The 13,555-nt window shown below is 72.2% G+C and carries 12 protein-coding genes; 9 read left to right on the top strand and 3 right to left on the bottom strand.

The features are described 5' to 3' along the window. The first annotated feature begins 302 nt into the window (after positions 1–302). The 6 genes from D3105_RS25620 to D3105_RS25595 all read left to right on the top strand — a co-directional run bounded on the left by D3105_RS25620 (position 303) and on the right by D3105_RS25595 (position 6,220). Entirely contained in the window at positions 303–674 is a 372-nt protein-coding gene (locus tag D3105_RS25620; protein WP_118905381.1) for a hypothetical protein, read from the top strand. A 73-nt stretch (positions 675–747) separates the two neighbouring features. Further along, a complete protein-coding gene (locus D3105_RS25615; protein ID WP_010059713.1) occupies positions 748–1,614 on the top strand; it encodes a TatD family hydrolase in 867 nt (288 codons plus the stop codon). A 207-nt stretch (positions 1,615–1,821) separates the two neighbouring features. Further along, entirely contained in the window at positions 1,822–3,045 is a 1,224-nt protein-coding gene (locus D3105_RS25610) for a resuscitation-promoting factor (RefSeq protein ID WP_240647016.1), read from the top strand. Beyond that, on the top strand, positions 3,042–3,914 hold the full coding sequence (gene rsmA / locus D3105_RS25605; protein ID WP_118905380.1) for a 16S rRNA (adenine(1518)-N(6)/adenine(1519)-N(6))-dimethyltransferase RsmA: 873 nt from the start codon (positions 3,042–3,044) through the stop codon (positions 3,912–3,914). Before D3105_RS25610 ends, rsmA begins: the two co-directional genes overlap by 4 nt. Next, positions 3,911–4,810: a 4-(cytidine 5'-diphospho)-2-C-methyl-D-erythritol kinase gene (locus D3105_RS25600; protein ID WP_118905379.1), complete on the top strand. Its 900-nt coding sequence runs from the start codon at positions 3,911–3,913 to the stop codon at positions 4,808–4,810. The genes rsmA and D3105_RS25600 overlap by 4 nt, the downstream gene beginning before the upstream one ends. Before the next feature lie 81 nt (positions 4,811–4,891). Further along, positions 4,892–6,220 (top strand): acyltransferase family protein, encoded by a 1,329-nt coding sequence (locus D3105_RS25595; RefSeq protein ID WP_118905378.1) that lies wholly within the window; start codon positions 4,892–4,894, stop codon positions 6,218–6,220. Here D3105_RS25595 and D3105_RS25590 read toward each other — a convergent pair. The 3 genes from D3105_RS25590 to D3105_RS25580 form a co-directional block, all read right to left on the bottom strand. Continuing rightward, positions 6,208–6,468, bottom strand: a complete 261-nt coding sequence (locus tag D3105_RS25590; RefSeq protein WP_118905377.1) for a Txe/YoeB family addiction module toxin — start codon at positions 6,466–6,468, stop codon at positions 6,208–6,210. The two genes, D3105_RS25595 and D3105_RS25590, sit on opposite strands and share 13 nt — an antisense overlap. Beyond that, positions 6,465–6,716, bottom strand: a complete 252-nt coding sequence (locus tag D3105_RS25585; RefSeq protein WP_118905376.1) for a type II toxin-antitoxin system Phd/YefM family antitoxin — start codon at positions 6,714–6,716, stop codon at positions 6,465–6,467. Before D3105_RS25585 ends, D3105_RS25590 begins: the two co-directional genes overlap by 4 nt. A gap of 195 nt (positions 6,717–6,911) precedes the next feature. Continuing rightward, on the bottom strand, positions 6,912–7,613 hold the full coding sequence (locus D3105_RS25580) for a lipoprotein (protein WP_118905375.1): 702 nt from the start codon (positions 7,611–7,613) through the stop codon (positions 6,912–6,914). A gap of 157 nt (positions 7,614–7,770) precedes the next feature. Between D3105_RS25580 and D3105_RS25575 the strand changes: the two genes are divergently transcribed. From D3105_RS25575 to D3105_RS25565, 3 genes are all read left to right on the top strand, one after another. Continuing rightward, complete coding sequence (locus D3105_RS25575) at positions 7,771–9,591, top strand: ABC-F family ATP-binding cassette domain-containing protein (RefSeq protein WP_118905374.1); 1,821 nt, start codon at positions 7,771–7,773, stop codon at positions 9,589–9,591. A gap of 76 nt (positions 9,592–9,667) precedes the next feature. Next, positions 9,668–11,320 (top strand): PQQ-binding-like beta-propeller repeat protein, encoded by a 1,653-nt coding sequence (locus tag D3105_RS25570; RefSeq protein WP_118905373.1) that lies wholly within the window; start codon positions 9,668–9,670, stop codon positions 11,318–11,320. A gap of 237 nt (positions 11,321–11,557) precedes the next feature. After that, the gene (locus tag D3105_RS25565) at positions 11,558–13,435 is read left to right on the top strand and encodes a PQQ-binding-like beta-propeller repeat protein (RefSeq protein WP_118905372.1); all 1,878 of its coding nucleotides are present in this window, start codon (positions 11,558–11,560) and stop codon (positions 13,433–13,435) included. Positions 13,436–13,555: the final 120 nt, after the last annotated feature.

Genomic DNA, 13,555 nt, shown 5'->3' with positions numbered 1-13,555 from the left:
AATTCAAGGAAAGGGGAGGGGGCGGACGGGGGTGGTGCGCGGGCGCGTTCGCACCCGGCGCCGGGCGCGCTCGGGGGCGCTCGGTGCGGCTGCGGTCACGCGCTGTCCAGCCGCGGCCCTCACCCTCGCCATGCGTCGGCAAAGGGCGGCCAAAGGAGGCCAAGAACGCATCAACAAAGCCTCTGAGCTGGTGCGTCCATCCGGGTGCAGGTGTCCACTGGAAGGGACGGGCCACCCGTTCGAACCCCTCGTGCGGGCGGGCCGTCCCCGGAGCGCGTGTCCGGCGGACAAGAGGAGCAGGCATGAGCGAGATCGCAGCGACCACTGTCCATGAGGCGTACGCCTTCGCCTGCATGAAGTGCGGGTACGGCTGGGAGCAGTCCTACGAGATAGAGCACCACGTCGACATCCACGGCCATGCGTTCGTCATCTACACGGCGGACGGCGAGCGGGTGCCGTCGCCGCTCTCCACGCCGACCTGTGCCAACTGCGGCGGACATGTGGTGCGCATCATGCGGGCGGGGCGGGTCGCGGGCGTCCAGGAGCTGCTGCGGAAGCAGCAGACGCCGCCGGCCCCGGAGAGCGGTGCGAAGGACCGTACGGTGTCGACCGCCGCCACCCCGGACCGGCACTGGCGGCTGTCCGACCTGCTGCACCCGTTCCACCGCAGGTGACACCTCCCGCAGGTGACCCCGCGGGCCCCATGCCGACGTCGTACGGGGGCCGGGTCCTCGTACGATCGTCGGCATGAGCCGTACCGAAGCCCCGCCGCTGCCCGAGCCCCTGCGGGTGCCGGTCGCCGACTCCCACACCCACCTGGACATGCAGGACGCCACCGTCGAGGAGGCCCTCGCCCGGGCCGCCGCGGTGAACGTGACCACCGTCGTCCAGGTGGGCTGCGACGTGGCCGGCTCCCGCTGGGCCGCCGAGACCGCGGCCGCCCACCCCGCCGTCCACGCCTCGGTCGCCCTGCACCCCAACGAGGCCCCGCGCATCGTCCACGGCGATCCGGACGGCACCGCGCGGCAGGGGGCACGGGAGCCCGGCGGAAAGGCGGCGCTGGACGAGGCGCTCGCGGAGATCGACGCGCTGGCCGCCCTCGACCACGTGCGCGGGGTCGGCGAGACGGGCCTGGACTTCTTCCGTACGGGCCCCGAGGGCATCGCCGCCCAGGAGGAGTCCTTCCGGGCCCACATCGAGATCGCCAAGCGGCACGGCAAGGCCCTGGTCATCCACGACCGCGACGCGCACGCGGACGTCCTGCGGGTGCTGGCGGACGCGGGCGCGCCCGAGCGGACGGTGTTCCACTGCTACTCCGGCGACGCCGACATGGCCCGGATCTGCGCGCGGGCCGGGTACTTCATGTCCTTCGCCGGCAACGTCACCTTCAAGAACGCCCAGCCGCTGCGGGACGCCCTCGCCGTCGCCCCGGCCGAGCTGGTCCTCGTCGAGACGGACGCCCCCTTCCTCACCCCCGCGCCGTACCGCGGACGGCCCAACGCGCCCTACCTCATCCCCGTCACGCTCCGTGCGATGGCCGAGGTGAAGGGGCTGGAGGAGGACGTGCTCGCGGCCGCGATCTACGACAACACGGCGCGGGCGTTCGACTTCTGACCGCACCTGGACACTCTCTGTAGCTGTGTCGCTTTGGAGAGTCATCGCGGCTCCGCTATCGTCCCCGCCCACGACGGGGGCGGCAGCGGGCGGATCTTCGGGAGCGGCGTGAACACTTCGCAGGGCAGGCGTTTCGACGCGTTCCACGAGCAGCTGACGCTGGCCGACGGGACGTGGACGGCGCGCCCCGCCGCCCACGCCCCGACCATGGTCGACACCCCGCTCGTCGACACCCCGCTCACCGGGCCGCCGCCCACGGTGCCCCGGCAGGGACCCACCCGCGCCGACGCCCGGCGGGCCGCCAAGCACCGCCGCAGACGCGTCGTCGTCGACCCCGAGAACCTGAAGCTGAGCCGGCTCGTCCCCCGGGCCCTGGTCGTCGCCTTCCTGGCCGGCGGCACCACCGCGTTCGTCGCCCACGACAAGGCCGTCCGGCTGGAGGTCGACGGCACGCCCCGGACCCTGCACACCTTCGCCGACGACGTCACCGAGCTGCTGGCGGAGGAAGGCGTCACCGTCGGCGCGCACGACCGAGTCTCCCCGGACCCCCGAGCCGGCCTCGACCACGGCGATGAGGTCGTCGTCCGGTACGGGCGGCCCGTCACCCTCACCCTCGACGGCGTCCGCCACCGGATCTGGACGACCGCCGACACCGTGGCCGGGGCGCTGCGCGAGTTCGGGATCCGGGCCGAGGGGGCGCACCTCTCCGCCGCCCGTTCCACCCGGATCGCCCGCACCGGCCTGGCCCTCACCGTCCGCACCGAGCGCGCCGTGACCTTCATGGCCGACGGCCAGGAACGCACTCTGCGCACCAACGCCGCCACCGTCCAGGAGGCCCTCGCCGAGGCGGGCATCACCCTGCACGGCCAGGACACCACCTCCGTCGCCCCCGCGAGCTTCCCGCGTGACGGCCAGACGATCTCCGTCATGCGGATCACCGACACCCGCGAGGTGCGCGAGGAGACGGTCCCGTACGCCGTCGAACGCAGCGAGGATCCCGCCCTGTTCCGGGGCACCGAGGTCATCGAGCGGGCCGGGCGCAACGGCGTACGCCGGGTCACGTACGCGGTCCGGACCGTCAACGGCGTCCGGCAGAAGCCGCGCCGGACGGCCGAGGAACTGGTCCACCTGCCGGAGAGCCGCGTCGTGCGCACCGGCACCCGGCAGCGGCCCGACTCCGTCGCCGGGGAGGACGGGCTGAACTGGTCCGCGCTCGCCGCCTGCGAGTCGGGCGGGCGTGCCGACGCGGTCGATCCGAGCGGCACGTACGGCGGGCTGTACCAGTTCGACACGCAGACCTGGCAGTCCCTCGGCGGCAGCGGACGCCCCCAGGACGCGCCCGCCGCCGAGCAGACGTACCGCGCGAAGAAGCTGTACGTGCAGCGGGGGGCGAGCCCGTGGCCCCACTGCGGCCGTAGGCTTACCGGGTGAGCAGCACAGAGCCCGACGCCCTCCTGGGGCCCGCAGACATCCGCGACCTGGCCGCGACGCTGGGCGTACGCCCCACGAAGCAGCGCGGTCAGAACTTCGTCATCGACGCCAACACCGTCCGCCGCATCGTGCGCACGGCCGAGGTCCGCCCGGACGACGTGGTCGTCGAGGTCGGCCCCGGGCTCGGCTCGCTGACCCTGGCGCTGCTGGAGGCGGCGGACCGGGTGATCGCCGTCGAGATCGACGACGTGCTCGCGGCCGCGCTGCCCGCCACGGTCCAGGCCCGGATGCCGGAGCGCGCCGACCGCTTCGCCCTCGTCCACTCCGACGCGATGCTGGTCACCGAGCTGCCGGGCCCCGCGCCGACCGCGCTCGTCGCGAACCTCCCGTACAACGTGGCCGTGCCCGTCCTGCTTACCATGCTGGAGCGGTTCCCCAGCATCGAGCGGACCCTCGTCATGGTCCAGTCCGAGGTCGCCGACCGCCTCGCCGCCCGCCCGGGCAACAAGGTCTACGGGGTGCCGTCGGTGAAGGCCAACTGGTACGCGGACGTGAAGCGCGCCGGGGCGATCGGCCGCAACGTCTTCTGGCCCGCCCCGAACGTCGACTCCGGCCTCGTCTCGCTCGTCCGCCGCACCGAGCCGCTCGCCACCAAGGCCTCCCGCGCCGAGGTCTTCGCGGTCGTGGACGCGGCGTTCGCCCAGCGCCGCAAGACGCTGCGCGCCGCCCTGTCCGGCTGGGCCGGTTCCGCACCGGCCGCCGAGTCCGCGCTCGTCGCCGCCGGGATCTCCCCGCAGGCGCGCGGTGAGGCGCTGACGGTGGAGGAGTTCGCGGCGATCGCGGAGCACAAGCCGGAGGTGTCCGTATGACCGCCGCTGTCACCGTCCGCGTCCCCGCCAAGGTCAACGTCCAGCTCGCCGTGGGCGGAGCCCGCCCCGACGGCTTCCACGACCTGGCCAACGTCTTCCTCGCCGTCGGCCTGTACGACGAGGTCACCGCGACCCCCGCCGACGAGCTGCGCATCACCTGCTCGGGCCCGGACGCCGCCCAGGTCCCGCTGGACACCACCAACCTCGCCGCCCGCGCCGCCCTCGCACTGGCCGAGCGGTACGGCATCGACCCCGCCGTCCACCTCCACATCGCCAAGGACATCCCGGTCGCGGGCGGCATGGCCGGCGGCAGCGCCGACGGGGCCGCCGCCCTGGTCGCCTGCGACGCCCTGTGGGGGACCGGCGCGAGCCGCGACGAGCTGCTGGCCATCTGCGCCGAGCTGGGAAGCGACGTGCCGTTCAGCCTGGTGGGCGGGGCCGCGCTCGGTACGGGACGCGGCGAGAAGCTGACCCCGATCGAGGTCGGCGGCACGTTCCACTGGGTCTTCGCGGTGGCGGACGGGGGGCTGTCGACGCCCGCGGTGTACGGGGAGTTCGACCGGCTCACGGCGGAGGCGGAGGTCCCCGGGCCGACCGCGTCCCCCACCCTCCTGGCCGCCCTGCGCTCCGGCGACTCCGGCGCGCTCGCGGGAGCCCTGAGCAACGACCTCCAGCCCGCCGCGCTCTCCCTCCGCCCGTCCCTCGCGGACACGCTGGCGGCGGGCACGGAAGCGGGGGCGCTGGCCGCGCTGGTCTCCGGTTCCGGGCCGACGACGGCGTTCCTGGTCCCGGACGAGGAGACGGCCGAGAAGGTGGCGGCCGCGCTGCCGGCCTCCGGGACCTGCCGCAACGCGCGCGTGGCGGCGTCGCCCGCGCCGGGCGCGCACGTGATCTGAGCTTCCTGCCCGGCGTACTCACCCCGGATCTGAGTACGGTCGCGCTGCCACGCCCCACCCGGCTCGCGCGACCGTACGGTCATGGGATCACGTGTTCGCGAACTGGCCGGGGCGACGCCCGCCACCCGGGACCGTTACGTCGACCTCCTCCGGGTCGCCTCGCTCGGCGCGGTCGTCCTCGGCCACTGGCTGATGGCCGCCGTCACCCCGGACGGGGTGGGCAACCTGCTCGCCGTCGTCCCGGCGCTCCAGCCGCTGACCTGGCTGCTCCAGGTCATGCCGGTGTTCTTCTTCGTAGGCGGCTTCTCGCACGCGCTGTCCTACCGCTCCCTGCTCCGCAAGCGCCCCGAGGGGTCCGAGGACTCCGTCTACTCCGCCTTCCTGCGCGCCCGCCTCCAGCGGCTGCTGCGCCCCACCATGGTCTTCGTCCTGGTCTGGGGCGCGGCGGCACTGCTGGTCCAACTCCTCGGCGGGGGCGGCGGGCTGACCGGCGTGACCCTGCGCATGGTGACCCAGCCGCTGTGGTTCATCGGGATCTACCTGGCGATGGTCGCGTTCACCCCGCCGCTGCTGAGGCTGCACGAGCGGTACGGCTGGGGGGCGTTCGCCGGTCTTGCGGGCGCGGCGGTCACGGTGGACGTCCTGCGGTTCGCCGCCGGAGTCCCGTACGTCGAGTTCCTCAACTTCGCGTTCGTCTGGCTGGCCGTCCACCAGCTCGGCTTCCTGCGCGCCGACGGCCGCATCCACCCGCGCCGCGCCGCCCTGCTCGCCGGTGGCGGCCTGATCGCCGCGACCGCACTGGTGGCGTTCGGCCCGTACCCGCTGTCCATGGTCGGGATGCCCGGCGAGAAGGTCAGCAACATGGCCCCGCCCACCCTCGCCCTGCTGGCCCACGGCCTCTGGCTCGTCGGCGCTGTCGAACTGCTCCGCGCCCCGGCCGCCCGCCTGCTGGAGCGTCCCCGCGTCTGGCGCACGGTGGTGGCGGCCAACGGGGTGGCGATGACCGCGTTCCTCTGGCACCTCACGGCGATGTTCGGGGTGTACGGGGCGCTGCTCGCCCTCCACGTCGACCTGCCCGAGCCCGCGTCGGCCGCCTGGTGGGCCCAGGTTCCGCTGCGCCTCGCCCTCGCGGCGGCCCTGACCGCAGCCCTGGTCGCCGCCTTCCGCACCTTCGAACGCCCGGCCGCCTCAGCCCCCGTTCAGGGCCACGGCCCGCTCGCGGCCCTCGGCGCGACGCTCTGCCTGCTCGGCGTCCTCGGCCTGTCCATGGTCGGCTTCAGCGGCCTGCTGGAGGGCCGCACGGCCCTGCTGATCGCGATCCCGGTCAGCGCTCCGGCCGCCGTCGCGATGACGCTGGGCGGCTGGCTGCTGGTGGAGCGGGCGGGGCGGGGGCGGGTTCAGCGGCCGTAGTGGTAGCGGCAGGCGGCGATGCGGACCTCGCCGTCGACCACCTTGTAGATGAGCCGGTGCTCGTCGGTGATGCGCCGCGACCAGTACCCCTGGAAGCCGTGCTTCAGCGGTTCCGGCTTGCCCATCCCCTCATTGCCGTTCCGGGCGATGTCCTGGAGCAGCGTGTTGATCCGCTTGAAGATCTTGCGGTCCTGGTTCTGCCACCAGACGTGGTCGTCCCACGACGACTGGTCCCACACGAACTTCACTCCGCGAGCTCCCGCACCGTACCGCCGCCGCTCTCCAGGCGCTCGATCGAGGCCAGCAGGCGGCGGGCGTTCTCCGGGCTCCGGAGCTGGTACGCGGTCTCCTTGAGGGACTCGTACTCGTCGAGCGCCACTATCACCACGGGTTCGTGTCCGGCTCGCGTGACCACGACCTCCTCGCGGTCGTCCACGACAGAGCTCAGGGTCTCGGCGTACTTCGCGCGGGACTCGGTGTAGGTCATCGTGCGCATGATCGCCTCCCGAATTCTCTGTACAGCATCCTGTACGTACGGGAAAGCGTACAGCTCTTCGGGAAACGGCTGCAAGGGGTGACCGGGGCCGGCCCGCCCCGGTCACCCCTTGCACCGCCTGGGGCTTCTCGCAGCCGTGGCGCTTCGCCGAGCGCTCGGCGAAGCGCGGCGGGCACGGGGACGGCGACAGGGCGGTCAGGCGAGCTTCAGGGACCTCTTCGCCAGCTCGAACGCCGGCAGCATCGCGGTGTGCTCCTCGGTGTCCATCCCACCCAGATGCACCACCACCGGGCCGTCGGGCGTCGAGACGGCGAAGGCGCGCTCGCTCTTCGACTCGCCCATCAGCTCGCTGTGCACCGTGTATCCGACCTCGGCGGCCGCGAGCGCACCGGCCTTCACCTGCGTGTAGGCGGCCTTGCCGGCGTTCGGGTCGTCCGCCACGAAGGCCTTCAGCACCGCCTGGGGGTCGTCCTCGGACGGCTTGCCCTGCCACACCCGCAGGAAGCCGATGTTCCCCGCCGGTTTGGCGTCGATCTCGCAGGCCATCCTCACGGTGCCCTGCTCGGCCAGATCGGCCAGGACGGAGTCCGGCTCCAGCTCGATCGCCTTCGGCTTCCATTGGGCGGCCAGGTCGAAGGTCACCGGCAGCTCGCACGCCGAACTGGCGCCCCCGAGCCGCCCGCCCTTCGCGGCCACGGCCGTCTCCGTCCCGGCCGTCTTCGTCCCGTCCTCGTCCGTCCCGGGCTTCTCCGCAGCCTTCGCGGGCGCGCTGCTGCTGACCGCAGGCCCGGCCGACGACGAACAGCCGGCCAGCGGCATCGCCGCCGCCGTCACTGCCGCCAGTGCTGCCAGGCCCGTCGGAACTCTGCCCCGTCTCGTCCCACGCGTCATCGTCATGAAGTCCCCACCCCGAATGCCGTCGGATGTCGTCCGCACCACCCCGACCTGGGGCTTTTCCCCATGATCGATCGCGGCACGCTATCGCACCCCGCACGGCGACTACTCTGGTACGTCGAGCGGTCCTCGCCGCAGGGACCCCCGGGACAGGAGTGAAATGGCCGTCAATCTGGTCAATGTCGAGCAGGTCAGCAAGGTGTACGGCACCCGTGCCCTGCTCGACGGTGTATCCCTCGGGGTGTCCGAGGGCGACCGGATCGGTGTCGTGGGCCGCAACGGCGACGGCAAGACCACCCTCATCCGGATGCTCGCCAAGCTGGAGGAGGCGGACACCGGCCGCGTCACCCACAACGGCGGGCTGCGCCTCGGCGTCCTCACCCAGCACGACTCCCTGGACCCGAAGGCGACCATCCGCCACGAGGTCATCGGCGATCTGGCCGACCACGAGTGGGCGGGCAGCGCCAAGATCCGTGACGTGCTGACCGGGCTCTTCGGCGGTCTCGCCCTCCCCGGCTTCGAGCACGGGCTCGACACCGTCATCGCCCCGCTCTCCGGCGGTGAGCGCCGCCGCATCGCGCTGGCGAAGCTGCTCATCGAGGAGCAGGACCTGATCGTTCTCGACGAGCCCACCAACCACCTCGACGTCGAGGGCATCTCCTGGCTCGCCGGACATCTGCGGGCCCGCCGCTCCGCCCTCGTCTGCGTCACCCACGACCGGTGGTTCCTCGACCAGGTCTGCACCCGCATGTGGGACGTCCAGCGCGGCGTCGTCCACGAGTACGAGGGCGGCTACAGCGACTACGTGTTCGCCCGCGCCGAGCGCGAGCGCATCGCCGCCACCGAGGAGGCCAAGCGGCAGAACCTCATGCGCAAGGAGCTGGCCTGGCTGCGCCGCGGCGCCCCCGCCCGGACCTCCAAGCCGCGCTACCGCATCGAGGCCGCCAACGAGCTCATCGCCGACGTACCGCCGCCGCGCGACACCAGCGAGCTGATGAAGTTCGCCAACGCCCGTCTCGGCAAGACCGTGTTCGACCTGGAGGACGTGACCGTCCAGGCCGGGCCCAAGACCCTTCTCACCCACCTCACCTGGCAGCTCGGCCCCGGCGACCGCATCGGCCTCGTCGGCGTCAACGGCGCGGGCAAGACCTCCCTGCTGCGCGCCCTCGCCGAGGCCGCCCGCACCCAGGGCGAGGAGCAGCCCGCCGCCGGGAAGGTCGTCGTCGGCAAGACCGTCAGGCTCGCCTACCTCTCCCAGGAGGTCCACGAGCTCAACCCGAACCTGCGCGTCCTGGAGGCCGTTCAGCAGATCCGTGACCGGGTCGACCTCGGCAAGGGCCGCGAGATGACCGCCGGTCAGCTCTGCGAGCAGTTCGGCTTCACCAAGGAGAAGCAGTGGACGCCCGTCGGCGACCTCTCCGGCGGTGAGCGCCGCCGGCTCCAGATCCTGCGGCTGCTGATGGACGAGCCCAACGTCCTCTTCCTCGACGAGCCCACCAACGACCTCGACATCGAGACCCTGACCCAGCTGGAGGACCTCCTCGACGGCTGGCCCGGATCGATGATCGTGATCTCCCACGACCGGTTCTTCATCGAGCGGACCACCGACAAGGTCATGGCCCTTCTCGGCGACCGCGCCCTGCGGATGCTGCCGCGCGGGATCGACGAATACCTGGAGCGCCGGCAGAAGATGGAGGAGGCGGCCACCCCCTCCGCCGCCGCCGCGCCCCGCTCCTCCTCGGCCCCCGCCGCCGCCCCGGCCGTCTCCGCGCAGGCGTCCCGCGCCGCGAAGAAGGAGCTGCAGAAGGTCGAGCGGCAGCTCGACAAGCTCTCCACGCGCGAGACCACGCTCCACAAGCAGATCGCGGACAACGCCACCGACTTCGAGAAGGTCGCCAAGCTCGACGCCGAACTGCGTGAACTCGTCACCGAGCGGGACGAGTTGGAAATGCGCTGGCTGGAACTGGCCGAGGACGCCTGACCGGACCGGTGGGGCCGGTGTGACGGGTGGTAGAACGGGACGGCAGTGACCGTACGTTCGAGGGGGACCCACACCGATGTCGCAGCCGCCGCCGCAGCAGGGCTTCGGTGCTCCGTACGAACCACAGCCGGGTGTGTACGGGGATCCGGGGCGAGCGCAACCCGGCCCGTACGGGCAGCCGCCCCAGCCGTCGTACGGCTACCCGCAGCCGCCCACCGCGCCCTACGGCCGGGACCAGCCGCAGCCCCCGGCCCCGCCTTCCGGTGGGCGCTCCCGTGGCCGGCTCGTCGGGCTCGTCGCCGCTGTGCTCGCCGGGGTCCTCGTGATCGGTGCGGGCGTCTGGTTCGTCGCCGGCGGCGATGACGGCTCCGACGACAAGAAGCCCGTCGCGAAGGAGAGCACCGCCCTGAAGCGGCCCGGCGCGGAGCCGGACCGGAAGAAGACGCCCGCCGCAGAGGCCGCGGAGATCAACAAGGGGCGCAAGGAAGGCGAGGCGAAGGTCCGCTGGATCCAGAAGAACGGCGTGGACGTGCCGCTGGGCGCATCCGCCCTCGGCCCCTGGATCACCGGCGGCATCGTGGCCAAGGCCATGTACCGCACGGTGTCCGGCTATTCCCTGGAGGACGGCTCGCAGGAGTGGAGCCTGCGCCTGCCCGCCGACGTCTGCGCGGCACCCACCCAGCCGACCGCCGACGGGAAGATCGTCATCGGGCTCCTGACCGACACCTCTGCGGACGCGGAGGAGAACTGCGACAAGCTTCAGATGATCGATCTGGCCACCGGGGAGGCCGGCTGGTCCGTGACCATCGATCGCGCGGTGAACAAGGACATGCTTCGGTACGTGATCATGGCGATCAGCGGCGACGTCGTGACGATCGGGGGCCTCGGCCGTGCCGAGGCCTATCGGGTCAGTGACGGCAAGCACTTGTGGGGCAAGTTGCCCGGACCCTGTGAGGTCGAGGGTTTCGTCGGCGGATCCGTCATGCTCGCCTCCGTCCTCTGTCCCGCGGAGTCGAAGGGCGAGGTCGACAGGGAGGTACGGCGCGTCGACCCGGTCACCGGCCGGACCCTGTGGACGTACAAGGTCAGGAAGGGCTGGAACGTCGACGCGTTCCACTCCGTCGACCCGCCGGTGATCTTCCTGCGGAAGGGCCCGTTGGTCGGTGGCACGTCAGCGATCGCCGTCCTGAACGACGACGGGACCCTCCGCTCCGAGCCGGCCCTCGGAGGCGACGTCCCGGAGGGTCAGTGCCCCGGCAAGGAGCGGCAACTGGGCTGGAACCTCGACATCTGCACGGGCGTGGCCGTCGACACCGGCACCGACACGCTCTACGTCGCCATGAAGCACCGGCCCGCGGGCCGGTCGTTCACCAACGACGTCGTCGCCTTCGACATGAGCACCGGCAGGAAGAAGTGGAAGGTGGCCTCGCCCGCCACGCAGACCCTGATGCCGCTCAGGATCGAGGGCGGCAAGGCGCTGATGTACCTGAGCCCGCCCGACCCGAAGACGAAGGACGTGGGCGGCGGCATCATGGCCCTCGGCCCGCAGGGCGGCACCCCGCAACCGATCCTGCGGCACCCGGCGTCGGCCGCGGCGACCGAGCGCACCTTCGACGAGCCGATCGTCCTCCATGCCGACGGACGCTCCCTCCTCATGATTCCCCAGGTCTCCGGGGACACCGACGAGGAGGAGATGGAGCGGCGGACGATGATCGCCTTCGGTGACTGACCATCACCTCCGGCCAAGGCGTAACGAGGGCATCACAAGGCGGTTCTCCCTTGGGAACAGGGGCTGGCCCGAATCGGTGCCCGACGCCTGGCGGGTGGTACAAAGAAGCCCCGCCCGACTGTCGTAACACTGCGGAAGCCATGCCCGATTCGCTCCTTTCCGAGAGGGATTGACCCTCTTGGGAATGCGGGGGAGACCGGATCGTGCACCGGGCCGCACGAAGGGGGACGTGCTGATATGAGCCAGCCGCCCAGCCAGCAACCGCCGCAGGGAGGCTTCGGGGCTCCGCAGGAGCCGCCGAACGGAGCTCCTCAGCCGCCCCAGGGCCAGCCGGATCTGGCCAAGCCCGCGCAGACGCCGCCGCCCGCGCAGCCTCCGGTGCCCCCGGCCGGCCCGCCGCAGACGCCCCCGCCGGGCGCCCCGGCGTACGGCTACCCGCAGCAGCCCCCGGCGCAGCAGCCGGGCTACGGCTACCCGCAGCAGCCCGGCCAGGCCCCCGGCCCGTACGGGCAGCAGGCCCCCGGCCCGTACGGCCAGCAGCCCGGGCCCTACGGTCAGCAGGCTCCCGGTCCGTACGGGCAGCAGCCCCAGACCGGTTACGGCTACCCGCAGCAGCAGTACCCCGGTGCCCCCGCCCCCGGCGGACCGGGCTCCGGCGGTGGGTTCCTCAAGGGGAAGACCGGCATCGTGGTCGCGGCGGCGCTCGCCGTGGTCCTGGCGGCCGGGGCGGGCACCTGGTTCCTCGTGAGCGACAGCGGGGACGACGACCCGAAGAAGCCCGTCGCCACCGGCAGCAACGACCCCAAGGCCCCCAGCGAGTCGCCGACGGTCGACGAGGGCGACGGCAGCGGCGACGGGCGCGAGGCCGGCGACGACCTCAACGCCGGGCGCAAGCCGGGCGAGGCCAAGGTCGCCTGGCTCCAGAAGAACGACATCGACCTGCCACGCAACGGCTCGGCCGTCCAGGGCCCCTGGTTCGCCGGCGACGTCGTCGCCAAGGCCATCTACCGGAGCGTGTCCGGCTACTCCGTCGCCGACGGCAAGCAGAAGTGGAAGCTCGAGCTCCCCGCCGACGTGTGCGCCACGCCCAACTCCCCGACCCCCGACGGCAAGATCGTCATCGGGGTGAAGAACGGCACCACGGACCGCGCCAACTGCTCCGTCCTCCAGATGGTCGACCTCAACACCGGCAAGGCGGGCTGGAAGAAGGAGATCAAGAAGAACGGGACCTGGGACTTCCTGTCGGACATCGGCCTGGCGATCAGCGGTGACACCGTCGCCGTCGGGCGCACCGGCAACTCCAACGCCTACCGGGTCAGCGACGGCAAGGAACTGTTCGGCACCCCCGAGGGCAACTGCAAGCCCTTCGCCTTCTCCGGGGGCGACAAGCTGATCGCCGCGGTCAGCTGCCGCACCGACGACGTCAAGAACCCGCAGAACCAGGTCCAGGAGCTGAACCCGGCCACCGGCAAGCCCCGATGGACGTACCAGCCGCCGCGCGGCTGGGAGGTCAGCAAGGTCTACTCCTCCACCCCGCTCGTCGTGCGGCTGGAGCACGAGGAGAAGAAGCAGTACACCATCGTCGCGCTCACCGAGAGCGGCAAGCTCCGCTCCCAGCTCGTGCCCGGCAAGAGTGACAAGCTCACCGCCGACTGCGGCAACAGCTTCGCGATCTTCGGCGAGAAGCTCGAAGGGTGCAGTGGCGTCGCCGCCGACGCCAACACCTTCTACATCGCGACCGAGGACGACAGCAGCGGGACCGCCCGGACGAACAAGGTCATCGCGTTCGACCTGAACACCGGGAAGCGCAAGTGGGAGGCGCCCGCCCCGGCCGAGCGCGTGCTCAAGCCGCTCGGCATGGAGGGCGGCGACGTCCTGCTCTACATGCGGCCGAAGTACGACACCGCCGGCGCCGTCGTGACCCTCCCGCCGACCGGCGGCACCCCCAAGACGCTGCTCCAGCACCCGTCGGGGGCGGGCAGGGTCGAGAACGGCTTCTTCTCCTCCAAGGTCCTCTACAAGGACGGCCGTTCCTTCATCTTCAGCCAGCGCGTGAGCGCGAGCAACGACAAGGAAGAGATGGAGCAGACGACGATGCTGGTGTTCGAGAAGTGACGGCCCGCCCCGGCACCCGAACCCCGGCCGCTCCCGGCCCCACGCTTCCCCACACCCACTCGTCCCCCGAGGTACGCACGCCATGACCCAGCCGCCGCAGCAGCCGCCCCACCCCGACGA

It is taken from the genome of Streptomyces globisporus (assembly GCF_003501885.1).
In the GTDB taxonomy this organism is placed as follows: domain Bacteria; phylum Actinomycetota; class Actinomycetes; order Streptomycetales; family Streptomycetaceae; genus Streptomyces; species Streptomyces globisporus_D.
The sequence above is the reverse complement of the archived record's forward strand: the minus strand, read 5'-3'. Positions and strand labels throughout refer to the sequence as shown.

Excerpts from the sequence above, each read along its gene's own strand:
- D3105_RS25620 (WP_118905381.1), top strand. The coding sequence starts at position 303 with ATGAGCGAGATCGCAGCGACCACTGTCCATGAGGCGTACGCCTTCGCC.
- D3105_RS25615 (WP_010059713.1), top strand. The coding sequence starts at position 748 with ATGAGCCGTACCGAAGCCCCGCCGCTGCCCGAGCCCCTGCGGGTGCCG.
- D3105_RS25610 (WP_240647016.1), top strand. The coding sequence starts at position 1,822 with ATGGTCGACACCCCGCTCGTCGACACCCCGCTCACCGGGCCGCCGCCC.
- D3105_RS25600 (WP_118905379.1), top strand. The coding sequence starts at position 3,911 with ATGACCGCCGCTGTCACCGTCCGCGTCCCCGCCAAGGTCAACGTCCAG.
- D3105_RS25595 (WP_118905378.1), top strand. The coding sequence starts at position 4,892 with ATGGGATCACGTGTTCGCGAACTGGCCGGGGCGACGCCCGCCACCCGG.
- D3105_RS25585 (WP_118905376.1), bottom strand. The coding sequence starts at position 6,716 with ATGCGCACGATGACCTACACCGAGTCCCGCGCGAAGTACGCCGAGACC.
- D3105_RS25580 (WP_118905375.1), bottom strand. The coding sequence starts at position 7,613 with ATGACGATGACGCGTGGGACGAGACGGGGCAGAGTTCCGACGGGCCTG.
- D3105_RS25575 (WP_118905374.1), top strand. The coding sequence starts at position 7,771 with ATGGCCGTCAATCTGGTCAATGTCGAGCAGGTCAGCAAGGTGTACGGC.
- D3105_RS25570 (WP_118905373.1), top strand. The coding sequence starts at position 9,668 with ATGTCGCAGCCGCCGCCGCAGCAGGGCTTCGGTGCTCCGTACGAACCA.
- D3105_RS25565 (WP_118905372.1), top strand. The coding sequence starts at position 11,558 with ATGAGCCAGCCGCCCAGCCAGCAACCGCCGCAGGGAGGCTTCGGGGCT.